Annotated in this window: 27 protein-coding genes; 10 read left to right on the plus strand and 17 right to left on the minus strand. The window is 57.0% G+C overall.

What is annotated here, in order from left to right; genetic code table 11:
- The first annotated feature begins 562 nt into the window (after positions 1 to 562).
- The gene (locus tag AC2FGB_RS13020; RefSeq protein ID WP_496693964.1) at positions 563 to 1,531 is read left to right on the plus strand and encodes an NAD(P)-dependent oxidoreductase; all 969 of its coding nucleotides are present in this window, start codon (positions 563 to 565) and stop codon (positions 1,529 to 1,531) included.
- 310 nt (positions 1,532 to 1,841) lie between these two features.
- On the opposite strand, the gene AC2FGB_RS13025 is transcribed toward AC2FGB_RS13020, so the two are convergent.
- The 7 genes from AC2FGB_RS13025 to AC2FGB_RS13055 form a co-directional block, all read right to left on the minus strand.
- Positions 1,842 to 3,578, minus strand: a complete 1,737-nt coding sequence (locus AC2FGB_RS13025; RefSeq protein ID WP_496693965.1) for a Mur ligase family protein — start codon at positions 3,576 to 3,578, stop codon at positions 1,842 to 1,844.
- A gap of 14 nt (positions 3,579 to 3,592) precedes the next feature.
- Complete coding sequence (cphA, locus tag AC2FGB_RS13030) at positions 3,593 to 6,388, minus strand: cyanophycin synthetase (RefSeq protein WP_496693966.1); 2,796 nt, start codon at positions 6,386 to 6,388, stop codon at positions 3,593 to 3,595.
- 22 nt (positions 6,389 to 6,410) lie between these two features.
- The gene (locus AC2FGB_RS13035; protein ID WP_142637921.1) at positions 6,411 to 7,298 is read right to left on the minus strand and encodes a cyanophycinase; all 888 of its coding nucleotides are present in this window, start codon (positions 7,296 to 7,298) and stop codon (positions 6,411 to 6,413) included.
- Between the two features lie 55 nt (positions 7,299 to 7,353).
- Entirely contained in the window at positions 7,354 to 8,520 is a 1,167-nt protein-coding gene (iadA, locus tag AC2FGB_RS13040; protein WP_496693967.1) for a beta-aspartyl-peptidase, read from the minus strand.
- 286 nt (positions 8,521 to 8,806) lie between these two features.
- The gene (locus tag AC2FGB_RS13045; protein WP_142637917.1) at positions 8,807 to 9,121 is read right to left on the minus strand and encodes a DUF1244 domain-containing protein; all 315 of its coding nucleotides are present in this window, start codon (positions 9,119 to 9,121) and stop codon (positions 8,807 to 8,809) included.
- Positions 9,122 to 9,209: 88 nt separating this feature from the next.
- The gene (locus AC2FGB_RS13050; RefSeq protein WP_142637915.1) at positions 9,210 to 9,449 is read right to left on the minus strand and encodes a DUF6868 family protein; all 240 of its coding nucleotides are present in this window, start codon (positions 9,447 to 9,449) and stop codon (positions 9,210 to 9,212) included.
- A gap of 77 nt (positions 9,450 to 9,526) precedes the next feature.
- The gene (locus AC2FGB_RS13055) at positions 9,527 to 10,264 is read right to left on the minus strand and encodes an N-formylglutamate amidohydrolase (protein WP_496693968.1); all 738 of its coding nucleotides are present in this window, start codon (positions 10,262 to 10,264) and stop codon (positions 9,527 to 9,529) included.
- Positions 10,265 to 10,397: 133 nt separating this feature from the next.
- Here AC2FGB_RS13055 and pyk point away from each other — a divergent pair, with 133 nt between their 5' ends.
- Positions 10,398 to 11,843 (plus strand): pyruvate kinase, encoded by a 1,446-nt coding sequence (gene pyk / locus AC2FGB_RS13060; protein ID WP_142637911.1) that lies wholly within the window; start codon positions 10,398 to 10,400, stop codon positions 11,841 to 11,843.
- Here the strand turns inward: pyk and AC2FGB_RS13065 are convergent, their stop codons facing one another.
- Positions 11,844 to 12,317: an Lrp/AsnC family transcriptional regulator gene (locus AC2FGB_RS13065; protein ID WP_271950091.1), complete on the minus strand. Its 474-nt coding sequence runs from the start codon at positions 12,315 to 12,317 to the stop codon at positions 11,844 to 11,846.
- A gap of 188 nt (positions 12,318 to 12,505) precedes the next feature.
- Between AC2FGB_RS13065 and AC2FGB_RS13070 the strand changes: the two genes are divergently transcribed.
- From AC2FGB_RS13070 to rplT, 4 genes are all read left to right on the plus strand, one after another.
- Positions 12,506 to 12,943, plus strand: coding sequence for a universal stress protein (locus AC2FGB_RS13070; protein ID WP_142637907.1), 438 nt, complete (start codon positions 12,506 to 12,508; stop codon positions 12,941 to 12,943).
- A gap of 13 nt (positions 12,944 to 12,956) precedes the next feature.
- Entirely contained in the window at positions 12,957 to 14,504 is a 1,548-nt protein-coding gene (locus tag AC2FGB_RS13075; RefSeq protein ID WP_271950089.1) for an alanine/glycine:cation symporter family protein, read from the plus strand.
- A gap of 180 nt (positions 14,505 to 14,684) precedes the next feature.
- Positions 14,685 to 14,885, plus strand: a complete 201-nt coding sequence (gene rpmI, locus AC2FGB_RS13080) for a 50S ribosomal protein L35 (protein ID WP_010443552.1) — start codon at positions 14,685 to 14,687, stop codon at positions 14,883 to 14,885.
- Positions 14,886 to 14,899: 14 nt separating this feature from the next.
- Positions 14,900 to 15,265 (plus strand): 50S ribosomal protein L20, encoded by a 366-nt coding sequence (gene rplT, locus AC2FGB_RS13085; RefSeq protein WP_142637903.1) that lies wholly within the window; start codon positions 14,900 to 14,902, stop codon positions 15,263 to 15,265.
- A 138-nt stretch (positions 15,266 to 15,403) separates the two neighbouring features.
- On the opposite strand, the gene AC2FGB_RS13090 is transcribed toward rplT, so the two are convergent.
- From AC2FGB_RS13090 to dgcN, 4 genes are all read right to left on the minus strand, one after another.
- Positions 15,404 to 16,216, minus strand: a complete 813-nt coding sequence (locus AC2FGB_RS13090) for a methyltransferase domain-containing protein (RefSeq protein ID WP_496693969.1) — start codon at positions 16,214 to 16,216, stop codon at positions 15,404 to 15,406.
- Positions 16,217 to 16,653: 437 nt separating this feature from the next.
- Positions 16,654 to 17,514 carry a D-amino-acid transaminase gene (locus AC2FGB_RS13095; protein WP_142637899.1) on the minus strand — a complete coding sequence of 287 codons (861 nt, stop codon included), beginning with the start codon at positions 17,512 to 17,514 and terminating at the stop codon, positions 16,654 to 16,656.
- A gap of 10 nt (positions 17,515 to 17,524) precedes the next feature.
- Positions 17,525 to 18,490 carry an N-acetyl-D-Glu racemase DgcA gene (gene dgcA / locus AC2FGB_RS13100; protein WP_496689979.1) on the minus strand — a complete coding sequence of 322 codons (966 nt, stop codon included), beginning with the start codon at positions 18,488 to 18,490 and terminating at the stop codon, positions 17,525 to 17,527.
- Positions 18,491 to 18,560: 70 nt separating this feature from the next.
- Positions 18,561 to 19,562, minus strand: coding sequence for an N-acetyltransferase DgcN (dgcN, locus tag AC2FGB_RS13105; RefSeq protein ID WP_271950080.1), 1,002 nt, complete (start codon positions 19,560 to 19,562; stop codon positions 18,561 to 18,563).
- Between the two features lie 295 nt (positions 19,563 to 19,857).
- On the opposite strand from dgcN, the gene AC2FGB_RS13110 reads away from it, so the two are divergent.
- Positions 19,858 to 20,820 carry an L-malyl-CoA/beta-methylmalyl-CoA lyase gene (locus tag AC2FGB_RS13110; RefSeq protein ID WP_496693970.1) on the plus strand — a complete coding sequence of 321 codons (963 nt, stop codon included), beginning with the start codon at positions 19,858 to 19,860 and terminating at the stop codon, positions 20,818 to 20,820.
- A 33-nt stretch (positions 20,821 to 20,853) separates the two neighbouring features.
- Here the strand turns inward: AC2FGB_RS13110 and AC2FGB_RS13115 are convergent, their stop codons facing one another.
- Complete coding sequence (locus AC2FGB_RS13115; RefSeq protein ID WP_496693971.1) at positions 20,854 to 21,432, minus strand: PA14 domain-containing protein; 579 nt, start codon at positions 21,430 to 21,432, stop codon at positions 20,854 to 20,856.
- 117 nt (positions 21,433 to 21,549) lie between these two features.
- Positions 21,550 to 22,002: an Lrp/AsnC family transcriptional regulator gene (locus tag AC2FGB_RS13120; RefSeq protein WP_496693972.1), complete on the minus strand. Its 453-nt coding sequence runs from the start codon at positions 22,000 to 22,002 to the stop codon at positions 21,550 to 21,552.
- 73 nt (positions 22,003 to 22,075) lie between these two features.
- On the opposite strand from AC2FGB_RS13120, the gene AC2FGB_RS13125 reads away from it, so the two are divergent.
- Both AC2FGB_RS13125 and AC2FGB_RS13130 read left to right on the plus strand, forming a co-directional pair.
- Positions 22,076 to 22,672: a LysE family translocator gene (locus tag AC2FGB_RS13125; RefSeq protein ID WP_496693973.1), complete on the plus strand. Its 597-nt coding sequence runs from the start codon at positions 22,076 to 22,078 to the stop codon at positions 22,670 to 22,672.
- 146 nt (positions 22,673 to 22,818) lie between these two features.
- Positions 22,819 to 23,781 carry an acetyl-CoA carboxylase carboxyltransferase subunit alpha gene (locus AC2FGB_RS13130; protein WP_496693974.1) on the plus strand — a complete coding sequence of 321 codons (963 nt, stop codon included), beginning with the start codon at positions 22,819 to 22,821 and terminating at the stop codon, positions 23,779 to 23,781.
- Positions 23,782 to 23,784: 3 nt separating this feature from the next.
- Here AC2FGB_RS13130 and AC2FGB_RS13135 read toward each other — a convergent pair whose 3' ends face one another.
- From AC2FGB_RS13135 to AC2FGB_RS13145, 3 genes are all read right to left on the minus strand, one after another.
- Positions 23,785 to 24,915 (minus strand): lytic murein transglycosylase, encoded by a 1,131-nt coding sequence (locus AC2FGB_RS13135; RefSeq protein ID WP_496693975.1) that lies wholly within the window; start codon positions 24,913 to 24,915, stop codon positions 23,785 to 23,787.
- Positions 24,916 to 25,026: 111 nt separating this feature from the next.
- Entirely contained in the window at positions 25,027 to 25,674 is a 648-nt protein-coding gene (locus AC2FGB_RS13140; RefSeq protein ID WP_271950069.1) for a GntR family transcriptional regulator, read from the minus strand.
- A gap of 30 nt (positions 25,675 to 25,704) precedes the next feature.
- Complete coding sequence (locus AC2FGB_RS13145; protein ID WP_496693976.1) at positions 25,705 to 26,400, minus strand: M48 family metallopeptidase; 696 nt, start codon at positions 26,398 to 26,400, stop codon at positions 25,705 to 25,707.
- 100 nt (positions 26,401 to 26,500) lie between these two features.
- On the opposite strand from AC2FGB_RS13145, the gene AC2FGB_RS13150 reads away from it, so the two are divergent.
- Entirely contained in the window at positions 26,501 to 26,827 is a 327-nt protein-coding gene (locus tag AC2FGB_RS13150; RefSeq protein ID WP_271950067.1) for a TIGR02300 family protein, read from the plus strand.
- Positions 26,828 to 26,940: the final 113 nt, after the last annotated feature.

The following is a 26,940-nucleotide window of genomic DNA, read 5'->3' on the forward strand; positions in this document are numbered from 1 at the left end:
AGAATAGATTGCTCATGTCATACCCCTGAAACTCACGGGTATGAATCACGCAGGCGGGATGACGGCAACCAAATTAACAGGTCCAGAACCTAAGCCGTGGCTAACTGTCCACGCAGCCAAGCTTTGAACAGGTCGACATCGATATGCGAAACGTTCAAATGCCGGGCCGCTGCCTCGAAGCTGCATAACCAACTATGGGTATTGGGTTTGATCTAATCTAGCGACAAATAGTTTTTGTGGTAGATAGCCTGTTTTATCATTTTCACTTGCAGCTCAGGTCGCGATACAAGTTTTTGAATTGTCTCAAATCCGAACAGGAAATCTGGACTTGATCAAACCAGACGTCTCATCGACGAAAGTCAGGATTGCCACATTCGTGGCCAATCCGGCGCTTGGCTTCGACTTCGTGGCAAACGCGGCCGGCCCTGGCGTTATTGCAGGTTCCAACGTCGTTTATCAGACAAAGGGGTCGGTGGCACCTTGTTCTCGGGAATCGCTTATCGACCGCTCACCTAGCGGATCTGTTTGTTTGGATTTTTCGTACACTCGGAAGGAATAGAAGATGAAAGTAGGGTTCATTGGACTTGGTAATGTCGGCGGAAAGCTTTCAGGCAGCCTGTTGCGGAACGGAATCGACCTGACGGTTCTTGATCTAAACCGCGACCTGATGGCAGCGGCGGCGGACAAGGGTGCCAAGTTGGCGGAAAATGCCGCAGCATTGATGCGTGATTGCGATGTCGTCATCACCTGCCTACCCTCGCCTACCGCATCGGACGCTGTCATGCAGGAGATGCTGCCAGAGGTGAAAGAAGGCAAGATCTGGCTGGAGATGTCTACCACTGACCAAGCCGAAGCCGAACGCCTTGGCGGTATCGTCATCGCCGCCGGTGGTGCCGCAGTCGATTGCCCGGTATCTGGCGGTTGCCACCGCGCCGACACTGGTAATATCTCGATCTTTGCGGGCTGTGACCGCTCAACGTTCGAGCGAGTTCTGCCGTTGCTGAAGACAATGGGACGCCGTATCCTGCATACCGGTGAACTTGGCAGCGCCTCGATGCTCAAGGTACTTACCAATTATCTGGCCACCGTCCATCTGGTCGCCAATGCCGAAGCGTTGGTGACGGCGAAGGCTGCAGGTATGGACCTGAACACAGCCTACGAGGCGATCAAAATTTCGTCCGGTAACAGCTTTTCCCATGTTACCGAAAGCCAGGTAATCCTGAACGGTTCGCGCGATATCTCATTCACCATGGATCTGGTGAAAAAAGATGTGGGCCTGTTCCAGAGTATTGCCGAACGAAACAATGTGCCGCTGGAAGTCTCACCCTTGATTTGCCAGATTTTTGACGACGGCATTGCACGCTATGGCGATCGCGAGCTATCGCCCAACATTATCCGCCGGTTAGAGGACGCCACCGGTCTTTCCATCCTTGCCCCCGGCTTCCCTGCGGAAATGGCGGATGACGAACCAGAAGAGCCTGGATACGAGGTGATCCCGCAGGGTTCGTCGCGCGTCTCTGCCGGCAGCTAGAGCCCGTTTCAGCAGCCACGAGCAAGTTGAGGGCAGGTATCATACCTGCCCCGACGGCCAATGCTCAGAGGCTCAGAGGCTCAATGCCCTTTGAACGGCGTCGCACCAGCTTACTCGGCCTCGAATTGCGGGACGGTATGATGCAATGCGCAAAACAAAAAATCCGAGGATGAGGCGGATATACGATAGGGACGAAGGTCCGACAGGGCCGTATTGACACTGGGTGAGGGCGTCGGATGTGGACTGCCGACCGCCCAAAAACTCATTTCCTAACACGCCCTCTCTGTGATCCCGACACGCGCCTCTGTTCTTACCCGTCGAGCATAGCGAGAACAGCGTCACGATCGGACAGAACCAGCAACAAAGCGATATCATCCGGTTGTAGCTTTTCAAGTATCATTGATGCGGCTTGTGTGGGCGAAGCGGCTCTGAGTATTTGTTCTGCACCATACCCATGTTCCAACGCTGTCTTTTCGATCAGATCAGAAATTTCCCCCGAATCGCGGCCTCTTAGATATCCTTCCAGCTCGGTTGCGACGACCACGTTAGGTTGGAAATTCAGCGCTGTCGCGGTTACGTCCCGGATATCCTGATCCGATCTGTCCCCCGCATGGCTGAGCATGATGAAACGCCGTTTTGCTGGCAAGCTCGACAGCGCATCGCAAACGGCGGAAATCGAATGCGGGTTATGTGCAAAATCCACAAAGACCCGTGCCCCGTTGTATCGGAACTCGTTGCAACGGCCTGGATTATCCTTGGCGTCTGGTTTGAACCCGGCCAATCCATCCCGAGCCGCCTGAACGGGCAAGTCCAGCGCCAAAGCCAGGCACAAGGCCGCTAGCGCGTTCAGGATATTGTATTTCGCAGCGCCGCCCATGGTCAGGGGAACATCGGAAACTGCAATCACCACCTGTTCCGCCGCACCGTCGAAAAACACGATATCACCCTGCCGCACATAGGCGCAGCACCTGTCTGCATCGCGCGCCTGGCGGATCAGGTCGTTCTGCGCGTCCAGCGAAAACCACCAGATATTCGCCGAGGTACTCTCCGCCTCGGCACGGACAAAGTCATCATCGGCATTCAGAACCAGCACGCCCCCTTCGGCCAATGTTCGATGTACGGCGAATTTGGCCTGGGCCAGTTCCGGCACCGTGTTGACCCCGTATTGGCCCAGATGGTCGTTGGCCACATTGGTGACAGCCGCCGCCGTGGCGGCGCGGGTCGGCAGACCCCGGCGCAGGATGCCCCCACGGGCGACTTCAAGACAGGCAACCTCCAGCCTTTTATCGCGCAGCAACATCCGCCCGCCGCCGGGGCCCGAGTAATCGCCACGGTCCAGTATATCATCGCCCACGCGGACAAACTCGGTCGAGGTTAGCCCGGCGACCTTGCCCGAAGCGCGCGCGATAGCCTCAAGCAGCCGGGTCGTAGTGGTCTTGCCGTTGGTTCCAGTGATGAACGCGACCGGGATATCATGCAGCGCAGACCAGTCCACCTCACCCGGGGTGGGCAGCCCATCAACAGGCCAAGTCTGACTGCCTGTGCCATGCCCGATCGACACCTCGTCATCATCGCAAAGGATATCCACGCCATGCGCCTCAGCCGCTGCGATCAAGGCGATCAGCGCAGGATTGGCTTCCATTTCCATGACGCCTTTGACATCCGCAACCATCTGATCGAAATCTCCGGGCTCGGATGCCAGCAGTTCTGCAGCACAGAAATGCCAGGCGGTTTGCGCTGCGAATATCCCGGAATAGAGCTGATCCATCGGTGCCGAGATCGCCAGATTGACGCCGCCCGTAAAGGTACGGTGGATCAGACCCTGCCCCTGCCAGCCCAGTGCGTCCAGAACCCGGCGCGCATGCTTCTCCCACAAGTCGGTGATCTGCGTCGCGTCGATATCAGTGAAGAAAACATCCATCACAGCGCCGGGTCGGTTCCATAGCAGGCCCGGCCCGGTCAGACGCCGGGCGTCATCCACCTGAATATGGTCAACGGTCGCGCTTTCTATTGTCAGCGCGGTCTCAAGCTCTTCGATCCGGTCCATTCCGGTGCCTCCGCTCAATCCGCGTCTTCGCTGATTTCACGGGCCAGACGCACGCCACGCTCATCCCGGATCAGGTTCTGGTCGCCTTCGAACATATCTTCGAACGAGGTTTCGGCGGGGGCTGCCACAGGTGCGACCTCGGGTTCTTCGCCATCAGAATTGAAATAGATGATCTGTTTCCAGCAGCGCGTTGTGTCATCACCAAAGATCACCAACAGATCGCCCTGTCCGGCCTGTTCCAACGCGGCACTGACCGCTTCGACCTCGTCGGGGATGACCGTGATGGCTGCGGCATCCACTCCGTTGTCGATCAGGGCTTGACGCATCATCTGCGGCACCTCGTCATGCCCGCGTCCGCGACGGCGGTCATCTGCCTTGCAGATGAAATGATCAAAATGTCCGGCCAGGGCGGCGGCCCCATCGACGATATCTTCGTCGCGCCGGTCGCCAGGCATCGCTACAACGCACAGCCTGCGGCCCTTGATCTCTAACTGATCGGCCAGCGCCGCCATCGCTTTCAGCGCGGCGGGGTTATGGCCATAATCGAGGATCACCTTGAAGGGATGTTCGTCATAGACATTCATCCGTCCAGGTGCCTGAAAATAGCTGGTGTCGAAGGTGCGCAGCCCATGGCGGATATTATCTAGGTCCACGCCGAAACTATAGGCCATCGCGGCGGCGAACATCGCATTCTGGACGTTGAAAATTGCCTTGCCTTCCAACGTCGCCGGGATCAGATGCGACCACAGAACCGGGATATGAAGCCCGTTGTCATAGATGGTCAGCATGTCACCATTCATGCCTTTTTCAAGCACGATAGCCTTGCCGCCGGCCTTGATATGTTCCTTGACCAGACTGTGCGCTGGATTGGTCGTGACATAGAAAATCTGATCCGCTTGAGCGTAGTCGGCCATTTTCAGACAGTTGATGTCATCGGCATTCAGCACTGCAGTATCCACAGCGCTTTCAACCACCACGCGCTTGACAACGGCCAGCTCCTCGACCGTGTTTATGCCGCCGAGACCCAAATGATCGGCCGAGACATTCAGACACGCCGCCACGTTCGACCGCTGATAGCCCAGACCGGACCGCACAAGCCCGCCGCGTGCGGTTTCCATCACCGCAAAATCGACCGCCGGATCACGCAGGACGATCTGTGCGGATTTCGGTCCCGTCATATCGCCCTTAACGCTTAGTTTACCGTCCACATAGACGCCATCGGTCGAGGTCATGCCAACGGTCTTGCTGCTGGTTTTCATAATATGCCCCAGCATCCGCGAGGTCGTCGTCTTGCCGTTGGTGCCTGTGATCGCCGCAATCGGGATGCGGGTTTCCTCATTGGCGGGGAACAGCATGTCGATCACCCTGCCCGCCACGTCGCGGGGCTGACCTTCGGACGGCGCCACGTGCATCCGAAAGCCCGGGGCGGCGTTCACCTCGACGATAGCACCGCCGATATCCTTGTAGGATTTGGTGATGTCGTCGATCAGAAAATCCACACCTCCCACATCCAATCCAACCGCCATTATGGCGCGTTCGGCCATGTCACGATTGTCAGGATGCACCACATCCGTCAGATCAATCGCTGTCCCCCCCGTCGACAGATTTGCCGTTGAACGAAGATAGAAAATCTCGCCTTCCGACAGCACGGTTTCTTCGGTCACGCCCGCATTCTCCATCAGGCGTTTGGCCTGATTGTCGATTTCCAGCATTGTCAGCACTTTCTCGTGTCCGATGCCACGGCGCGGATCCTGGTTCACGATGTCAACCAGTTCGGCAATCGTGTGTGTGCCGTCGCCAACGACATGTCCGGGGACACGCTTGGCCACCGCAACCAGTTTGTTGTTCACAACCAGCATTCGGTGGTCAAAACCGGTGATGAAGCTTTCCACCAGAATGGCCCTGCTGCGAGAATGTTCCTTGGCTTCGGCAAAACCGGCCTCGACCTCGGACTCTGAATTCAGATTGATCGAAACACCACGCCCATGATTGGCGTCAAGCGGCTTGACGACAACAGGAAACCCGATACGCCCCGCTGCTTTTGCCGCCTCGCGTGCCGAATAGACCATGCGCTGCTGTGGTACCGGCAAGCCCAGATCGTTCAGCAGATTGTGGGTATCTTCCTTGTCGCAGGAAATCTCGACCGAGATATGTTTGGTCTCAGAAGTGATGGTAGCCTGGATGCGTTTCTGATACTTCCCGTGTCCGAACTGCACCAGCGAGCCAGAGTTCAGCCTGATCCACGGAATGTCCCGCTCTTGTGCCGCCTTGACCAACGAGCCGGTCGAGGGGCCAAATTCTTTGCGTTGCGCCCGCAGCACAAAGCTGCGTAACTCATCATCCCAGTTGAAATCCGGATCAAAATCGTAATCCACCTGGTCCTTGAGGGAGTGTGGCAACAGATGCATTAGCAGACGCATCGCCAGCTTGCCCGCATCCAGTCCGACATCGCGCTGGCGGTATTCATAGACCATGTTGTACTGGCCGGGTTCGCCAGTGCCGCGCGTTCGGCCAAAAGTCACATCCGTACCGGCTACGTTTTGAACCTCGATAGCGCAATGTTCCAGCACATGACCCAGCCATGTGCCCTCATCTTCGCGCAGGCGGCGGATGAACCCGCCGGGTTCGCGATAGGAACAGCCATGTTCTGCCAAACCGGGCAGTGCCGCGACCAGAGCGTCGATAAATTCCGAACCAATTTTTGCCGAAGGCCATTCTTCCAGAATACCCAGATCGATAACGTGGCGAATAACCGGAAAACTTGCCCAAACATTCGGGCCGACAAAGACGTTGGTCGAAATTATTTTCATGAGGCACCCTGTTGGTTAGTTTTTATTTTCCCCCGCCGGCGCCCTCGTCCCCGGACAGGTCCGGCAATGTACAGAACGCCATATGCTCATCCGGCGGAAACGCCTGGCGAGCCGTCAGATCATAACGGCACCCTTCGCCCAGAACGTCAAGCCGAAGTCCCAGAAGGCTCAACGCCTCTCCGCGGCGGGCATCCCACATCGATGAATGCGTCAGATGGCTGGCATCCACCACAGTGACCGTTCCGCTGCCCACTACCTCAAGGACGTTATCGGGCCCAATGAAGGCCGCCGTGTCTTCGTCAACGCCCAACCCGATCAGGAAAGGGTTGAAAGATGAGGCGGTTAACAGGCGCCCCAGGCGGTTACGCTGCGTGAAATGCTGGTCAATGATGACTGCATTGGTCAAACCCATGCCCGGGGCCAGAGTGATATTGCCTTCGGCTGGGGCGGAATTGCTGCTGCCGCCTGCAACCATATGCTCGGACATGACCGACGCCCCGGCTGAGGTTCCCGCAATCGGTATCCCCGCCGCATTCCGGCGCCGGATTTTCTGAGCAACAAGCGTGCCACCCAGAATCGCCGACAAGCGCAGCTGGTTCCCGCCGGTCATGAATATCCCGGTGGCGCGGTCCAACATCTCGGCATAGTCGGGATTGTCGCAATCGGCGCGACGCGAGATGGGCAGGAACTCAACCTGACCCGCTCCAAGCTCAGAGAAAATGCGGTTATAATCCGGCCCTGTTTCTTCCAGCATCGAGGCTGTCGGGATCACGACAATATCGGCATCGCCGCCGCCGGACAGCTCCACGAATTTGCGGTGAATCTGCATTTCCTTGACGCGGTCTTCGCCACCGCCGATCGGGATGATGAACCCGCGCGGGGTCTCTGCATCAATGGGTGCAGGGCACATATCTTAACTACCTTCCGGAGCTATAGCGGGCAGCCACCGGGGACCGCGCGGACGTTCAAATCTGTTCATACATGCCGCGCCGGGCTATCTGGCCATCGCGGACATGCCATTCCCCCCGGGCCATCACATGCCGCACAGCGGTGTTTTCGTCAAGAACCACCAGATCGGCGTCCATACCTACGTTCAAACGGCCTTTTCGGTGCAGCTTGAGCAGATCGGCGACATTTGACGTTAGCGGGGCCAGCGCATCTGACAGGGGCATTCCTTTGTCGGTCAGCTCGCGCAGCGTTTCTGGTAGAGTGTCGGACAACCCCACACCAAACCGTGTCAGATTGCCCTCACGGTCAAAGGCCGGCAGGCAGCCACCCCCATCAGAGCTGATGGTGAAACGGTCCGCACGACCACCCAGATCGCGAAATTGGATATAGGCCTCGGCGGCTGATATGCCCGGCTCGATATGCTCGCAGGGGAATGCGGTCGCGTCGATGTAACATCCGTGCCGCGCCAACGCGACAGCCTGTTCAAAGAGGGGTTTGTTGCGATTGACATGAGTTGGATTGAAGACGCGTGCGGGGATTTCGCAGGTCGCGATAGCCTGTTCCAACATCGACAGGCCCCTGTCGCCGTCGCCCATATGGCAATGCACGATCCCTGCCTTGCCGGTCATCAGGCCCGCGACATGCGCCTCACTTGCGATCCGCAGAAACTCGTCCAGTGTCGGTTGGCTTGACCGGTGATCACTGATCGCCAGTTCGCCGACGCCGATAACCGGATCAAGGAATACTATATCACCCCGGGCGGAACCGGTCAGGGTGGTCAGAGGGACGTGATAGCCACCAGTGTGACACCAAGCCGAAAGCCCCTCCTCCCGCAGCCCATAGGCCTGCTGCACCAACGTCTGCGTGTTGCGGGTCAGATCGTCCGTACCCAATACCCCGACAACCGAGGTGACCCCGGCACGGGTGAACGAGGACAGGACCATCGGCGGCACCCGGCTGGCTGGCCCGGTTTCACCGCCACCACCCGTGATATGCGCATGTCCGTCGATCAAACCCGGAACAACCGATGCACCTTCGACGTCAACGACTTCAGCCTGAAGCGGATCCGGCAGTTCGGGTTGAGTGCTACCGAGGTAAATAATGCGTTCACCCGCGGTGAGAATATGGCCTAAACCAACAGGCTCAGGCGTATAGAGCCGCGCATTCTTGATCAGTTTCAACACGTTTCATACCCGTCAGTAAGAGCAAAGACATCCTTTCTTGCACTGAAAGTCAGCAGAAGAACCATCCCTTAATTCGGAGAAAGCGTAAATGTCGGGCGCAGGCCTTAAAGGCAAAATCTTAGGAGCGCTGAGGTAAAGCTGGGCATTTGCGCAATTCGCCGCGCCAGTCGCTTTCGGATCGGAACAACCGTAAGAAGCGAATGTAGCGGACGCCGTGAAACCTTTGTTGACAGCCGCCTCACTGAGAAAAGGCCCGCCGAAATGGTGGGCCTTTCTATTTTCACGTTCAGCTCTTTTTGCCGACATTTTCTTCGAATGAGACTTCAAAAGCCGCCTGCTTTTCAGGACTGGCTTCGGTCTGATACTTCGCTTTCCATTCGCTCATGGTCATCCCGTAAAAGATCTGGCGGGCTTCGTCCTTGTCCATCTCAATGCCCTGTTCATTGGCCGCTTCCTGATACCAGCGCGACAGGCAGTTGCGGCAAAATCCGGCCAGGTTCATCATGTCGATGTTCTGAACATCGGTCCTGTCTTCCATCAGGTGCTGCTGCAACCTGCGGAATGCGGCGGCCTGAAGTTCGGTTTCAGTTTTCTGGTCCATGTTCTCGTTCCGGATGCTTGCCCAATATGTTCAAGATGACCTAACAACCAAAGCGGGCCGTTTCAATCATCAGCAACACCTCAGTGCGCTAGGCCAGTTTCAACGCCAGCCAGGGCACGATGGAAAAGATAAGCACCAGAATTTTGTAATTGGCCAGATACCTGAAATACGCACGTTTCACATCCGCGCGGTCCATTTGGAACATCCGACTATGGATGCCAGCCGCCCAATCCTGCATCAGCACGACCATCAGGGTCGAAAATAGTAACACAGCAAGGTTGATCACCGCCATCCAGCCGAAAACAGATGTCAAAAGCTCTTGCGTCATGATCGCCTCCTTTCGCCTGATATATGGGGTTTCGGGCGTGGTCGCTCAATGGTGCGCAGGCTCTCAGCCACCAAAAGTCACAATTCGCTTTGCGAAAGGGCGTCTTCCAGGACAATTCCCAGACGTTCGGCCCATGCGCGCTGCCCCGCGTGGTCGGCGATCAGGTCATTGCGCAGTTCGATTAACGCATTAGGGCGGCCAAAGGCAGTGCAATGCTTGTCGATCGCATCGCCCGGCAGAACGCCAGTATAGGGTTCATTGACGCCAACACATAGGTCCTTTTCAGCCTGCAACCGGTGGATCAGTGGGCGCGAAAAACGCTCATCCGGAGTGTGCAGCACACCGACATGCCAGGGACGCGGTTCGCGTCCACGCAACTGCCGGGTGAAGGAATGCATCGACACGATCACCGCATGGGACAGTGCGGCCAGCTCAGCCAATGCCCTATGGTAAGGGCGGTAACACATGTTCAGACGCCGCTCGCGCTCATCCGCATCGGCGTTACGGTTGCCGGGAATGATTGACCCATCATACAGTTTCATCACAAGAGTCGGGTCGTCCTCGCCTCGGTTCGGATCGATCACAAGGCGCGAGAAATTCGCCGCGATCACAGGCGCGTTCAGAATTTCACCCAGATGTTTCGATACTTCATAGGCGCCCACGTCATAGGCGATGTGGCGCTCCATATCCTCACGCGGCAGGCCAAGATCTCCACCATTGATTCCCGGTGGAACAGTATTGGTCGCGTGGTCACATGTGATCAGCCAGCGGGAAGGGCGATCCGCGCCATGGATAAAAAACGGAGAATACGTCATAAGCCTGTCATGTTGTTTCCGGCAGGTTTAGGACAGTTGCTTCGGAAAGGGAATTGCGCAATAAGCGGGCAGAGTCGATGTTTGCGGTAACATTCACGCAAATTCAGGACATGATTTGAGGAGAACAAGGTCAATGCGACGCCTGAGAAATGTGAAAATCGTGGCGACGCTGGGGCCGGCGTCCAATGACTATGACACCATTCGCGCATTGCACGAAGCCGGAGCCGACGTATTTCGCCTGAACATGAGCCATGGCAGCCATGACGAAATCCGTGAGCGGCACCGGATCATCCGTCAGGTCGAAAAGGATCTGGACAGCCCTATCGCCATTCTTGCAGATCTGCAGGGGCCAAAGCTGCGTGTCGGCGTATTTGCCAATGATGCGGAAGAGCTGATCGAGGGTGCCGTGTTTCGGTTGGATCTGGATCCGGCCCCGGGCGACGCAGGCCGCGTATGCCTGCCCCATCCCGAGATTTTTGCTGCGCTGGAACCCGGTGCGCGCCTGTTGGTCAATGATGGCAAAATTCGCCTGATCGTACAGGATTGCGGCCAGGATCATGCGAATTGTACCGTCGAGGTCGGCGGGACAATTTCGAACCGAAAGGGCGTGAACGTGCCGGATGTCGTGCTGCCCTTGGCCGCGTTGTCCGCCAAGGATCGTGGTGATCTGGAATTCGTCTGCCAGCTGGGTGTGGATTGGTTGGCGCTGAGTTTCGTTCAGCGGGCCAAGGATGTTTTTGAGGCTCGGGCACTGGCCGATGGGCGCGCCTCGATCCTGTCCAAGATTGAAAAGCCTGCTGCGGTTGAAGCGTTTGACGACATCCTCGATGCCTCTGACGGCATTATGGTTGCGCGCGGAGATCTGGGCGTGGAGCTACCGGTTTCCGCGGTGCCCCCGATCCAGAAACGTCTGGTCCGCCGGTGCCGTAGCGCCGCCAAGCCGGTGATTGTGGCCACACAGATGCTGGAAAGCATGATCGAAAGCCCGATGCCCACACGCGCCGAGGTTTCAGATGTGGCAACCGCAATCTACGAAGGCACGGATGCCATCATGCTGAGTGCGGAATCTGCCGCTGGCTCATATCCGATCGAGGCCGTGCAGACCATGAACAAGGTCGCCATCGAGGTCGAAGCCGACCCCACTTATGATCAGATTATCGCAGCATCGCGCACGGCGAAGGGGACTACCGTGGCCGACGGCATCGTCGCCGCCGCCCGCGAAATTGCCGAGAAAACGGATATCAAGGCCATCTGTTGTTTCACTCAAAGCGGCACAACTGCGCTGTTGACCGCGCGCGAACGCCCCGGAGTTCCGATCATTGCAATGACCCCAGCAAAGGGAACAGCCCGTCGGTTATGCCTGAGCTGGGGCTGCCATTGCGTAATGACGCCCGAGCTAGAGCGTTTCAAAGGGGCGGTCGTGAGCGCCGCCCGTGCTGCTCGTTCTGGTGGATTTGCAACTGACACGGATCAGATCGTTGTCACCGCTGGTGTTCCGTTCAACGTGCCCGGCACGACCAATATCCTGCGGATCGCGCCTTGCGACGAAAGGCTGATCTATAACACGGATCCTGGCTGATCAGGCGGGTATGACATTCTGCCCGACCGGTTCCTTGACGATTTCCATCACGGTAAAGGAACTGGTCTGGTGAATGCCCGGAAGCTTATTGATCTTTTCCCCCAGGGTCTGGCGGAAATGGGCGATGTCGCGTGTGCGAACGGTTAACAGATAATCAAACGACCCCGCCACCATCAGGCAGCTTTCGATTTCGGTGACATCGCGCACGGCATCGTTGAATTTATCCAATGAGTTCTCAGACGTTGCAGCCAGGGAAACCTGCACAACCGTCATATGCCCGAGACCCAACCGCTCCTTGTCCAGAACGGCGCTGTATCCGGTGATATAGCCGGTTCTTTCCAGTCGTTTTACACGCTCTGAGCACGGGGTGTTGGTCAGGTTTACCCGCATGGCAAGCTCGACGATTGGCAGGCGGCCATTGGCTTCCAATTCCTGCAGGATGCGTTGATCGATCTTGTCCAATTCTCTGTCCATTAGGTAAATTCCCTGTAATTTTGGCGCATAATGGGATAATTTACTGAGAATAGACCAAAAATAATACCATTTCCTAGTGATTTTTCCTGATACTGACTTGAGGGCAGTCTACAATAAATGCTCCAAGTTCCGGCTGCCCTGCCGGGGGCACGGGCCCCGGTCAAATGAACAATAAATGGAGGAACGAGATGACAACAAAAATTGTCATAGGACTGGACGGGACAGAATCCGGAGAACGTGCCATCGCCTTCGCCAAAGATTTGGCTGAAAGAATTGGTTCATGCGAGCTTCTGGTTGCATATGTCATTGAATGGTCGCCCTACACTTTTCAGACACCTGAAGAAAACGCAAAGCGGCACATGCGGCGTGAGGAGGAGATTGAACTAGCAACGACACGGGTGGTGGCACCCGCCGTCGACGCCCTGAAGGCCGCGGGTTTCGCCGCGACCGGAGTGGTGCGCCACGGAGATGTGGCTGAAACGCTGAATGCCATCACGGTAGACAGCAAGGCCGTACAGATTGTCGTTGGACGCTCGTCCGCGGATGGCCTCAAAAAGCGTATCTTCGGCAGCTCAACGCAAAACCTTGTAATGCATGCCGATGTACCGGTCACGGTCGTGAATTGAGGGAGGCACAGGAATGAAAACACTATCTCAACTGGGATTGGCAGCCGCCACCCTGATGGCCAGCCCCGTCGCCGCGCAAGAGGCGCCCGGGTTGGACGAAAAGATCAATCAGGCTTTTGCTGATATCACTGGGCCATTCGTTAGCTTCATATTCGCACCAATTCCCGGGACAGGATTTCCCTGGATCGTGATGTGGTTGGTTATCGCGGCGTCGGTCTTTACTCTATACTTTGCTTTTGTGCAGATGCGCTTTTTCGGCCACGCGATAAGTCTGGTCAAAGGCGACTATTCCGATCCCAACGATGCTGGTGAGGTTAGCCACTTTCAGGCATTGGCCACTGCCCTGTCGGGCACGGTCGGGCTTGGCAATATCGCAGGCGTTGCCGTTGCTGTTGGCATTGGTGGCCCCGGGGCGACCTTCTGGATGATCCTGGCTGGTCTTCTGGGCATGGCGTCAAAATTCACCGAATGTACACTTGGCGTAAAGTATCGCAACGAATACGAAGACGGCAGCGTCTCGGGCGGCCCGATGTACTATATGTCCAAGGGTTTTGACGAGCTTGGCCTGCCCGGAGGTAAGATCCTGGCGGTTGTGTTCTCGATCTTCTGTATTCTTGGAGCGCTGGGCGGGGGCAACATGTTTCAGGCCAATCAGGCGCATCAGCAGATTGCAGGCATCGTCGGGAATTACCCGGGTTGGATCACCGGTGTGGTCTTTGCGGTTGTCGTGTTCATGGTGATCGTCGGTGGACTTAAATCCATCGCGCGAGTGACTGAAAAAGTTGTGCCCTTTATGGGCGTGATGTATGTCGCGGCGGCTCTGGTCATCATCGTCATGAATGCGGATATGATCGGTTGGGCCTTTGGTCAGATCTTTGCCGGTGCGTTTACCGGTCTTGGTGTGGCCGGCGGAATGGTCGGTGCTCTAATCCAGGGCTTCAAACGGGCCGCGTTCTCGAACGAGGCCGGCGTTGGGTCTGCTGCGATTGCCCACTCGGCGGTGCGCACAAAGGAGCCGATCACAGAAGGCTTTGTTTCGCTGCTTGAGCCGTTCATCGATACGGTCGTGATCTGTACCATGACCGCGCTGGTGATCATCATCACACAGCAGCTGATCATCGACCCCGAGACCGGCAACTATATGTTGAACGAAGCAGGAAGCGCTATTGCGACCGTTGACGGCAACTCGGGCGTCAGCCTGACCTCTGCCGCCTTTGGCAGCGCGTTCAGCTGGTTCCCCTATGTTCTGGCGATTGCGGTGATCCTGTTTGCTTTCTCGACTATGATCAGCTGGTCCTACTATGGCCTGAAGGCCTGGACCTATCTGTTCGGTGAGGGGCACACCAAAGAGCTGGTGTTCAAGATCATCTTCTGCGTCTTCGTGGTGATCGGTGCTGCGGCCAACCTCGGCCCGGTTATCGACTTCTCGGATGCGGCGATCTTTGCGATGGCGGTTGTGAACGTCTTTGCGCTCTACTTCCTGATGAAGATCGTTCGTCAGGAACTGGCATCGTATAGTGAAAGACTGAAAAGCGGTGAGATCCGCAAATACGGTCACTAAATAGACCACCGGGGCGGCCTGCGTCGCCCCGGTGCCTGACTGGGCTGCTAAAATTGCAGATTCAGCCAAAACCCCCTTGCCAGTATGGTCGAACTTGCGTAAACGGCGCTTCTGATCGCGTGACCGGCCGAGATGGCATGCCGAGTCGCGTTTCGAACCGAACCCCGAAAGGAGACGGAAATGCCTAAGATGAAGACAAAGTCGAGCGCCAAAAAGCGCTTTAAGGTGACTGCGACCGGTAAGGTCCTTGCTGGCCAGGCCGGCAAACGTCACGGCATGATCAAGCGGACCAAGAAATTCATCCGCGATGCTCGTGGCAACACCACCCTGTCCGCCCCCGACGCCAAAATCGTCAAGGGCTATATGCCCTACGATCGATAAGAGGAGATTAAGACATGTCCCGCGTTAAAGGTGGAACCGTAACTCACGCCCGTCACAAGAAGGTTATCAAGGCCGCCAAAGGTTACTATGGCCGCCGCAAAAGCACCTTCAAGGTTGCCCGTCAGGCCGTAGACAAGGCCAACCAATATGCAACCCGCGACCGTAAGAACCGCAAGCGTAACTTCCGCGCGCTCTGGATCCAGCGGATCAACGCTGCTGTACGTTCGCATGACGAAGCCCTGACATATTCCCGCTTCATCAACGGCCTGAACCTGGCCGGTATTGAAGTGGACCGTAAAGTTCTGGCCGATCTGGCCGTGCACGAACCGGAAGCGTTCGGCGCGATCGTCGCCCAGGCTCAGGCTGCTCTGACCGCCTGATCCTCTGTAAAGAGACAGTGAATAAAGGGCCGTTCCGTTTGGGGCGGCCTTTTTTGTTACTGGTAACTGGTAGGGTCCGCTTTGAACCAAGAAGGCCGGATGCTGTGCAATGTCTGTCTGCCCGATTACTGAGAACGGTCAAACGATCTTGGGTTTATTTGCGATTTGGCTCACATAGGACATAAAACCAAAAAACATCTTGGCAGATACTCTGCGTTTCGCTTCTGATTTCAAAGCCTCTGCAGTTTCGGAAAATAACAGACCCTCTTCCACCATGCGGTCCGCTCCGCGTTCAATTACGGTGAGAAAATAGGTCGCTTCCCCTTCTGCCACATATCCATGACCTTTCCGGGCCCCAAGTTGAAATCCGGCATCGACCAGGATGCCTGAAATCTGACGCATTATCCAAAGATTAGTGACATTTTGATTGATCATGAATTTGATGAGTTGATCGAGCGGATCAAAGTCCGCGATCTGCGCAGTTGCGGTACTGTAGTCGCCATCACAAATTGCCAGTACACCTCCGGGCTTCAAAAGGCGGAAGGCCTCTTGGACAACGTCTTCAGGTCCAGGGACGTGGCACAACAACGTGTGCATTAACACAAGGTCAAAGGTCTCGCTTTCAAAACCTGTGTTTTTGGCATCCCCGATATCGAAGCTAAGTCGATCATCATCCCCAAAGCTCTTCTGGGCCCGAGCGACCATGACGGGCGAGGGTTCAATTCCATGGGCCGTTGCGGCTCCTGCAAGCTCCAACAAATCTCGGGTAACGTGTCCTGTTCCTGAACCAAGCTCCAGCGCCCGTGCACCTTTGGGGAGACTCAGGTTTTCCATGTAGGCTTTGCGAATTGCAATCTGCGCAGGCTCTAAACAGCGCACTTCCATTGCTGTTGCGATCCGCTCTTGAAGGGCGGTGTCTTGTGCGCCTAGGTCAGAGTATGGATCGGCCATAAGTTAACTCATTTGAAATGGACCACAGGAGGACATGATAGACCAACATTTTCATCGGCACCAATAGCGGCCATTGAGGCCCATTGGTCGTGTGACGGGGCATCTCCGGCCCTCTGCCCCCTAGCTACACCAGCAACACGTAGGGGCTTCGCCATCATCATGTGTGAAGTTGGCTCCTGAAAACCGCAACTCAGCGCGTAATATGCCGCCTGGTTTCGGCCATACCAATACCCTTTGTCAGGCTGAGTATGCCTATTCTCAAAGCGGCCTGTCAGGATGCAGGATCACCAACTATCGTGTTCAGTGCGCGCTCTGAGATTTTGGTGCCGCACCTTCTTTGCGCCGTTCATCCCGACCAAGATCTGCACGCGGCACCAAATGTTGTCAAATTCGTTGCGACCACCCCATGCCACACAAACGCCCAGCATGGGATTTCTTTAGAGTGCTGCCTTGCGGCTTTCGTCCAGATAAATCTCGCGCAGACGTTTGGCTATGGGTCCCGGCGTGCCGTCGCCCAGCGCTGTGCCGTCAATTTCAACCACAGGCATGACAAAAGCACTGGCAGAGGTGGTGAACGCCTCATCAGCCTCCTTGGCCTCGTCGATAGTGAACAGGCGTTCTTCGACAACCATCTGCGCTTCGGCTGCCATTCGCAGAACGGCCTTGCGGGTGATGCCGTGCAGGATGTCGCTCGACAAGGGCCGGGTGACAATCTTGTTGCCTTTGACAAAATACGCGTTGTTGCTGGTGCCCTCGGTCACATAGCCGCCTTCGACCATCCAGGCATCATCACAGCCCGCGGCCTTGGCCATCATCTTGCCCAGCGAGGGATAGAGCAGCTGTGTCGTCTTGATGTCGCGCCGGCCCCAACGGATATCCTCGATCGAGATGACCTTGGCACCTTTCCGGGCAGCAGGGCTGTCTGCCAGACCCGGCTTGTTTTGGGTGAACAAAACCAGTGTGGGTTTGGTATCAGCCGCAGGAAATGCAAAATCCCGGTCGCCGTCGCTGCCGCGCGTGACCTGAAGATAGACCAGCCCCTCTTCAATGCCGTTCAACTCAACCAGCTTGCGGTGGATCTCCAGCAGCTCGTCCTTCGCGCAGGGTTCAGCCATCTGTAATTCGTCCAGCGAGCGCTTGAGGCGGACCGCGTGGCCTTCGAAGTCGATCAGCTTGCCGTCCAGAACGCTGGTCACCTCATACACGGCATCGGCCATCAGGAAGCCACGATCAAAGATCGACACTGTGGCTTCGGTTTCGGGCAGGTAGTCGCCATTCACATAAACGGTGCGGGTCATGTCAATCTCCTTAGCCCCAGAGCGCCGCCAATGGCGGGTACACTCCGGCATCATCAAAAGTCAGCGGGTTGTCGCGGTCTTCGGCCAACAGAAGTGGTCCGTCAAGGTCCGTTACCATCGCACCCTGCGCCAGCAATGTCGCAGGGGCCATCGCCAAAGAGCTGCCGACCATACAGCCGACCATGATGTCATAGCCTTCAGCAATCGCCGCTTTGCGCAGCTCCAGCGCTTCGGTCAGACCTCCGGTCTTGTCGAGCTTGATGTTGATCACATCATATTTGCCCTTCAGTTTGGGCAGGCTGGCACGATCATGGCAGGATTCGTCGGCGCATACGGGAACCGGGCGCTCCATCCCGATCAGCGCGTCATCGTCACCGGCGGGCAGAGGTTGCTCGACCAAGGCCACACCCAGGCGTACAAGATGTGGCGCAAGATCGGTGTAAACGGCGGCGGACCAACCTTCATTTGCGTCCACGATGATTGTCGCATCCGGTGCGCCTGCGCGAACGGCTTCAAGTCGGGGCATGTCATCCGGCGTGCCCAGTTTGATCTTTAAAAGCGGGCGATGTGCATTCGCAGCCGCCTGCGCCTGCATCGCCTCGGCGGTGTCCAATGACAATGTATAGGCCGTGATTTCGGGGCCCGGCTGAGGCAGCCCAGCCAGATTCCAGACGCGTTTACCGGCACGCTTGGCCTCAAGATCCCACAGCGCACAATCTACGGCATTCCGTGCAGCGCCCGCAGGCAATAGGTCCATCAGTTGCACTCGGTCGAAACTGTCGGGCAATCCGGCAATTTCAGCCTCGACCGAATCCAGTGTTTCACCATAACGCGCATAGGGCACACATTCGCCCCAGCCCTGATACTGGCCGTCAGAAATGCGTACAGTCAGAACCTTGGCCTCGGTCCGTGACCCACGTGAAATTGTAAAGACCTGAGCCAGCCTGAATACATCGCGAGAGACGTCAATTTGCATAACATACCTTTTCCTGGCTGAGCCGCCCGGATTTTCCAATTTAGATCCGGGCCGGCGGGACCAGACCGCTTTATACTGCTGCCAGCGCGTCGACCAGCTTGCCTGCACCAAAACGGAACGGGTCCGTCGCGGGCAGCCCCATGTCGGCTTCGACCTGTGCCAGATAGGCGGATGCGTCTGCTTCGCTCATATGCTGCGTGTTGACCGAAACACCGATGACCTGACACTCAGGATTGGCAACCTTGGCCAGCGCCAGCGCCGTGTCCCGCAGAGCCTGCAAAGATGGCAAACTATAGGTCGGCAGACCGCGCATATGCTCGCGGGTGGGTTCATGGGACAGGATCAACGCGTCCGGTTGACCGCCATGGATCAACGCCATTGTCACACCGGAATATGACACATGAAACAGTGACCCTTGCCCTTCGATCAAATCCCAGTGGTCGTCATCATTGTCGGGTGTCAGCCATTCGACCGATCCCGCCATGAAATCTGCGATCACCGCGTCCAGCGGTACACCGTCACCGGTGATCAGAATGCCAGTCTGGCCAGTAGCTCGGAAGGTCGACTTCATGCCACGCTTGCGCATCTCGGCATCCATAGCCATCGCGGTGTACATCTTGCCAACCGAACAATCGGTGCCCACGGCAAGACAGCGCTTACCTTTACGTTTGATGCCGTTGGCGATTGGGTAGTCGACCGACGGAACCCGCACATCATGCAGCTTGCGGCCTGTTGCTTCGGCGACTGCGACTAGATCGGGTTCATCACACAAAAGGTTGTGCAGGCCCGAGGCCAGGTCGAAACCTTCCTCCAATGCCATGACCAGCACCTTTTTCCATTCCTGACTGATCACACCGCCACGATTGGCCACGCCAATGACCAAAGTCTTGGCCCCGGCCTCTTTGGCCTTAGCCAGGGACATGTCGGTCAGGCCCAGATCGGCTTTACAGCCCTCCATCCGGTATTGACCCACGGCGTTTTCCGGACGCCAGTCCTTGATTCCAACGGCAACCTTGGCCGCCAGCTGGTCGGGCGCATCGCCCAAAAACAACAGATACGGTGTCTCGATCATTGCGGTGCACTCCTTTGATTCTGGCGCAGGCTATGGGACGGGCAAGGCGAGTGTTTCTCGATTTCGCCCAGCATCGCTGGATCCCGCAGGAAAATTTCGCGCAAATATCGCAGCTTGCGCAAAATTCTTTCAAGTTTTTAAAGCGATTAAACTTTAATCACCAGAGACACGGCGCATTGCGGCGAATGCTGCGACTGCATTGCCGCAGATGCACAAACATGCTTGCGGAGACCTGCGCAATTTAATACCTCATAAGACAACAAAATCGCAATTTCCTTTCCTGCACGAGGTCCAGATGAGCTTTCGCATTCAACCCGCCGCCCCCGCGCGCCCCAACCGTTGTCAGTTGTTTGGCCCCGGGTCGAACACCAAGCTGTTCCCCAAGATGGCGGCCTCTGCGGCGGATGTGATCAATCTTGATCTTGAGGATTCGGTTGCACCATCTGACAAGGATACAGCGCGTGCCAATGTCATCGAGGCGCTGAGCACCCTTGATTGGGGTACCAAATACATGTCCGTACGAATCAACGGACTGGATACGCCTTACTGGTACCGCGATGTCGTGGATGTGATGGAGCAGGCCGGAGATCGACTGGACCAGATCATGATCCCCAAGGTCGGTTGTGCGGCGGATGTCTATGCGGTGGACGCGTTGGTCACCGCCATCGAACGCGCAAAAGGCCGTACCAAACCGATCAGCTTTGAGGTCATCATCGAATCCGCAGCTGGCCTCGCCCATGTCGAAGAAATCGCTGCCTCGTCCCCCCGGATTCAAGCCATGAGCCTTGGGGCCGCCGACTTTGCGGCCTCGATGGGCATGCAGACAACTGGCATCGGCGGCACGCAGGAAAATTATTACATGCTGCGCGAAGGTGAAAAACACTGGTCCGACCCGTGGCACTGGGCGCAGGCCGCTATCGTTGCCGCCTGCCGCACCCATGGCGTGCTGCCGGTGGATGGACCGTTCGGCGATTTCAGCGATGACGAAGGCTATATCGCGCAGGCCAAACGTTCTGCCACTTTGGGCATGGTCGGCAAATGGGCAATCCACCCCAAACAGATCGCGCTGGCCAACCAGGTCTTCACCCCCTCGGACGAGGCGGTGTCAGAGGCCCGCGAAATCTTGGCCGCCATGGAGCAAGCCAAGGCCAATGGCGAAGGTGCGACTGTCTACAAAGGGCGTCTGGTCGATATCGCCTCGATCAAACAGGCCGAGGTGGTCGTGGCCCAGGCCGAATTGATCGCTGCCAATAGCTAAAAGTAGAAAGGCGCCTCATCGGGCGCCTTTTTCTTACCGTCCGAAGACATCATTGGGGGTCCAGGTGAACCTTTCGCCCTTTTTACCAGATTTCATCATCAGACAGGATGTTCCGAGCTTCTGGAAATAGATGATCTTGAGCGCGTACCACCCGGCTTTGGGCACATCGACTTCGGTCCGCTGATTGGCCTCGCAGCCCTGAATGCCCGAGACTTGTCCAATGTTCTGGCCTCCGACGAATGCCTCTATCCCGTCATTTGACCACGTTTCCAACTCGTAGATTCCAGCAGAGTCGAACCGCATGTACCCCGTAATTTCGGCGGCGACATTGTAAGCGCCGTCAAACGTCATGACGTCCTGACCCTTACTGGTGTCCCTGTAATCCAAGCCCCGCAACGGTTGTCCGGGCTGCGCTTTAGACAGCATGCTTTTTGCATGGCTCAGATCTCGGATCTTCTTGTGTTGATTGCCAGTGCCAAAGTAATTCACATTCAATCCCGCCTTGGGGCTGGGCTGTGGGTTGGCAGGTTGCAGCTTTAACGGAGCTGCAAAAGATGCACCCGAAATCATCACCAAAGTTGCGACCAGTGCTCCGGTCCGAACAAGTTTCATCGTCTTCTCCCTGAATACGACCGGTTGGGGTTGTCCCCATTTTTGGTCAAATCTTTGGCAAGACAGTAAAACGTGAATCCAACTCCGGCAAGCCGGTACAGAATCATCTTTCCAATGTCAGGCCCGCATATCCTTGGGCGAGCCCATGACGACATAGGACGTGATCGACGTGACATGGGGCAAAGTCCCCAGAACTTCGGTGTGAAAAGTTTTGTAAGACGACAGATCGGCACATTCCACGCGCAACAGGTATTCGATCGTGCCGGTGATGTTATGGCACTCCACCACCTCAGGCGCGCGCTGCAATGCACGCTCGAACCCTTCCTGAGCGGCCTTTGTATGTTCGCCCAGCCCCACGCCAATATAGGCGACAAAGCCGATGCCCAGCGCAGGTGGGTTCAATACAGCACGATAGCCCGAGATCACGCCCGCGCGCTCTAATTCCTGAACACGGCGCAAACAGGCCGAGGCTGACAGCCCGACCCGATCGGCCAATTCAAGGTTGCTTATCCGCCCATCACGTGTCAGCTCACGCAATATATGGCTATTTATTCCATCCAACTTGATCATTAATTGCAGAATTACCGCAATAACCAGCGCAAACGCAATTTCATTTGGGCGGATTCCATCAATTATCTGCGATATGAATCCTGAATTGCTTTTTGCCCTCGTCACCTTTGCCTTCGTCTCGTCGATCACGCCGGGACCCAATAACCTGATGCTGATGGCCTCGGGCGCGAATTTCGGGTTTCGACGCACAATCCCACATATGTTCGGAATCGGGTTGGGCTTTACAGTCATGGTCCTTCTGGTCGGAACGGGGCTGGTACAGGTGTTTGATGCCTATCCGATCAGCTATACCGTATTGAAAGCGGCTTCAGTCGCATACCTGCTGTATCTGGCATGGAAAATTGCGCATTCGTCCCCAGCCGAAGCGGGCGCACCTGCGGGGACACCGATGACGTTTTTACAGGCCGCAGCATTCCAATGGGTCAATCCAAAAGCCTGGGCCATGGCCCTGACAGCAACAACCGTATACACCCCCGATCGCTCCCTGAACGCCATCGTCATTGTCGCGATTGTTTTCGGCGCAATCAATTTGCCCTCGGTCAGCACATGGACGGTACTCGGGCAGCAGATGGCGCGGATTCTCACGAACCCACACCGACTGATGCTGTTCAACTGGGTGATGGCGGGGCTGCTGGTCGCGTCGCTCTACCCTGTGCTTTGGCCCGTTTGAGAACGTTCGCAGGCTAGCAATGGCCGGTCATCAAGGCCCTTTTGAGGGTGAATACGGGCACCCCTACCAACCCTTTGAATCTTGCTGAGTTGCATCCGGGGCAACGTCAGGCCATATAGCAGGGAACTTCCGCGTTGAGAGGCGTCATGACCCAGTATCTGGAATTCGAAAAACCTTTGGCCGAGATCGAAGGAAAGGCCGAGGAACTGCGTGCGCTGGCGCGCACCAATGAAGAGATGGATGTAGCCGCAGAGGCCGCTGCTCTGGATGCCAAGGCTGAAAAGCTGTTGGACGAACTCTATGCCGATCTGACGCCATGGAGAAAATGTCAGGTCGCTCGTCACCCTGGACGTCCCCATTGCAAAGACTACGTGGAAGATCTGTTCACCGAATTCACACCTCTGGCAGGCGATCGGAATTTTGCTGACGACCTGGCCGTGATCGGCGGTCTGGCGCGGTTCAACGATCAACCTGTTATGGTGATCGGCCACGAAAAGGGCAGCGACACCAAATCGCGCATCGAACGCAATTTCGGCATGGCTCGCCCCGAAGGGTATCGCAAGGCTGTCCGACTGATGGAGATGGCAGGACGCTTTGGACTGCCGGTTATCACCTTGATCGACACGGCTGGCGCCTATCCCGGCAAAGGCGCCGAAGAGCGCGGCCAGTCCGAGGCGATTGCCCGCTCGACCGAAATGTGCCTGAAGATCGGCGTCCCGTTGGTCTCGGTCATCATCGGCGAAGGTGGATCAGGCGGTGCGGTGGCTTTTGCAACGGCGAACCGTGTCGCGATGCTGGAACATTCGGTCTATTCGGTCATTTCACCCGAAGGCTGCGCCTCGATCCTTTGGAAAGATTCAGAGAAAATGCGCGAAGCAGCCGAAGCGTTGCGGCTGACCGCGCAAGACCTGCACAAGCTGGGCGTTTGCGACCGGATCATTTCGGAACCCAAAGGCGGCGCACATCGTGATCGCGCCGCGACCGTGGACTCCGTGCGGGATGCGATTACGGCGATGCTCAAGGATCTGGACGGCAAGGATTCTGCCGCCCTGATCAGAGATCGTCGTCAAAAATTCCTCGACATCGGCTCAAAAGGGCTGGCTGCGTAACCCTCAGCCCCCCAACTGCCTCAGCAGCGCAACTGAGGGCTCTCCGGTCGCGGGCAGCCCATTGGCCCGCTGGTACGCAGAAATCGCGGATGTCGTGTTATTCCCGATGACACCATCCGCCCCTTGCGTATCGTAGCCCGCGGATGTCAAACGGCGCTGCAACTCTTTGCGGTTCTCAAGTGTCAGCCCAGTCTCATCCGGGCCGAACGAGGCCTGGAACGGCGCCCCTCCGGCAATTCGGTCTGATAGATGCCCTACCCCGATCGCATAGCTGTCCGAGTTATTATACCGTTTGATCACCTGAAAATTGCGGAACACGGCAATGCGGGGCCCTGGCACCTGGGGTTGCAGCACAGCAACCGGCGTACCGGATACCGTCCCGGCCTCACCGCCCCAGGGCTGCCCACGCACCCAACCGGAACGCGCCAGATAAGCCGCCGTTGATGCCAGCGAATCCGTTGGATCGTCGGACCAGATATCGCGCCGTCCATCGCCGGTGAAATCCACCGCATAGGCCAGATAAGAGGTCGGAATGAACTGCGTGTGCCCCATGGCACCGGCCCAACTGCCTGTCATGTTGGCAGGCGTCGTGTCGCCGTTCTGTAGAATCTTCATCGCTGCCATCAGTTGGCTCTCAAAGAACTGCCCGCGCCGACCGTCATAGGCCAGCGTCGACAGGGCCGATACAACAGGCACATCCCCACGCCGCGCACCATAGCGGCTTTCCAGCCCCCAAATCGCCACGACAACTTCTTTGTCCACGCCGTACTGCGCCTCGATCTGAGACAGCGTTCCCGCATGACGCACCAGCATTTGCTTGCCGGTCGCGATCCGTTCATCCGAGGTTGCAATCGCCAGGTAGTCTTCAAGCGACCTCTTGAACTCGACCTGATTTCGGTCCCGCTCGATCACTCCGGGCAGATATCCGGCGCCCTGGAAGGCGCGGTTAATTGTGCTTTGCGAAATCCCCTGTGCGGCCGCGCGGCTTTTGAAGCCCGCCACCCAGGCGTCCCAGCCCGCGTTCCGAACCGGTTGCATGCGCGCGGCCGGCGCCGAAGGAGAAGGCACGCTGTCCGTACAGGCAACCAACAAGCCGGAGCCCAGCCCAAGGGAAAATAACCGTCGATCAATCATGGTTGAAAACTGCTCTTATTGTGATTTCTCACAGCCTAGCGCAGAGAAATCGCCGGGGCCAGAACAGCGATACCGAACCGGGCGATTTCGGCAGCTTCGGCAACAAGCCGCTTAGCTGACCAGCATCCGCAGGCCCTGTGTAACATCCGAGCGAACCGCAAGGCGCAGACCCGGCTCATCCCCGGCCTTTAGCGCCGCAATTATCAGCTTGTGGTGATGCGGTGGTTCCGTTCGCCGCAGCCGCCCATAAAGCGCGCGCATCGTCGGCCCAAGCTGCAACCATACGGTTTCGGCAATCGCCAGCATCGCCGGGGCCTGCGCCCGCAGATACAGAGTTCGGTGAAATTCCAGATTGGTGCGAATATATCCAACGGCATCCCGTTTGGTGACCATCTCGGCTACCGTCATGTTGATGCTCTGCAATCGGTCAATCAGGGCAATATGCGCTCGGGGCAATGCCCGGCTGGCCAGCTCGACCTCAAGCAAGGCCCGCAGCGCAGCAAGCTCCTCGATCCGGTCATTGGTCAGCTCGGGCGTCGAGACGCGGCCCGAGGACGACAGAAACAGCGCCCCTTCAGCCGCAAGCCGACGCACCGCCTCGCGGGCCGGTGTCATCGAGACTCCGAACTCTTTGCCAATTCCCCGCAAGGTCAGCGCCTGACCGGGGGCGATGTCGCCATGCATGATGCGGGATCGCAGGGCCCGGTACACCCGGTCATGCGTTGCGGTCTGCGTTTCCGAGGGGCGTGTGTTCAACATGTCTCTATGTGATCACAAACACCGCACAGGTCAACTCGCAGGCGCATCAAATCTGTACTGATGCAACTGCGCCCCGTTGTCACGCAGCCAGCGCCGCTGTTCTTTGTAATCTCCGAATAACCGCTCGACCTGGGCCCAAAAGGCTGGGGAATGGTTCATCTCGGCCAGATGCGCCACCTCATGTGCGGCAACATAATGCAGGACGTCTGGTGGAGCGAGAATCAGCCGCCAGGAAAACATCAACCCACCCTCAGAACTGCATGATCCCCAGCGCGATCGGGTATCCCGAATGGAGATGCTGGCATAAGCCCTACCCAACATCGCTGCGTAGTCATCACATGCGCCGGTCAGCCGGTCGCGTGCCAGTTCTTTCAAAAAGCGCGCCAAACGTCGCGCTTCAGCGCCTTCAGGTACTGAAATCTGATCCGCCTGCAACAGAACGCGTCGGCCCGTTGCCCGGACAATGCGCCGTTGGGTGCCCTCAACAGGAATATGCTGCCCAAATTGAACCACCGAGGGGTCTGGCCGATCACTCAGGTGCTGCCGAATCCAGCTTTCTTTTTGGCGGGCAAAGTTCAACGCATCGGATTCAGCAACGCCATTTGGATAGGTCAGTGTAACACGCCCGTCCAACTGGGATATACGCAGACTGATCCGCCGTGCCCGCGCCGATTTGCGCAATGTCAGCGGCACCGGAGGCGATCCTGGCAGTGCGTGATCTCCCATAGGTCTGTTTCTCCTGCTCAAAGGCTTTGACAGTGCCCGCTGCTTGTGGCACCTGACCTGAATCGTCGATACGACTCACCTGATATCAAGGGGATTGGACATGCCCAAGGAAGAATGGGGTGTAAAGCGCGTTTGCCCGACCACCGGTAAACGGTTTTATGACCTGAACAAAGACCCGATCGTTAGCCCTTATACCGGCGAGATCGTGGAACTCGAAACCGGTAAAAGCCGGATGATCGCAGCAGATGCAGAAGATGCCGCATCGGCCAAGGCGCGCGAAAACGCACCTGAGGAAGAACTGGTTCTGGATGACGACGACGATGTCGAAGTCGATCTGGATGATGATCTGCTGGATGACGATGATGACAGCAGTGATGAAGTTCCGCTGGACGACATCACTGACATTCCAGCAGAGGACGATAGCTGATCACGGTCAGAGGCGGCCTCGCGCCGCCTCGCGCCATTTGCAATCTGGTTGCAAAATTTTAACGGCGACGCCTGTTTTTGGACTTGCGCTTAGCGCCACTGTCTCATAAACGT

This window comes from Ruegeria sp. CDSC021 (genome assembly GCF_059610845.1).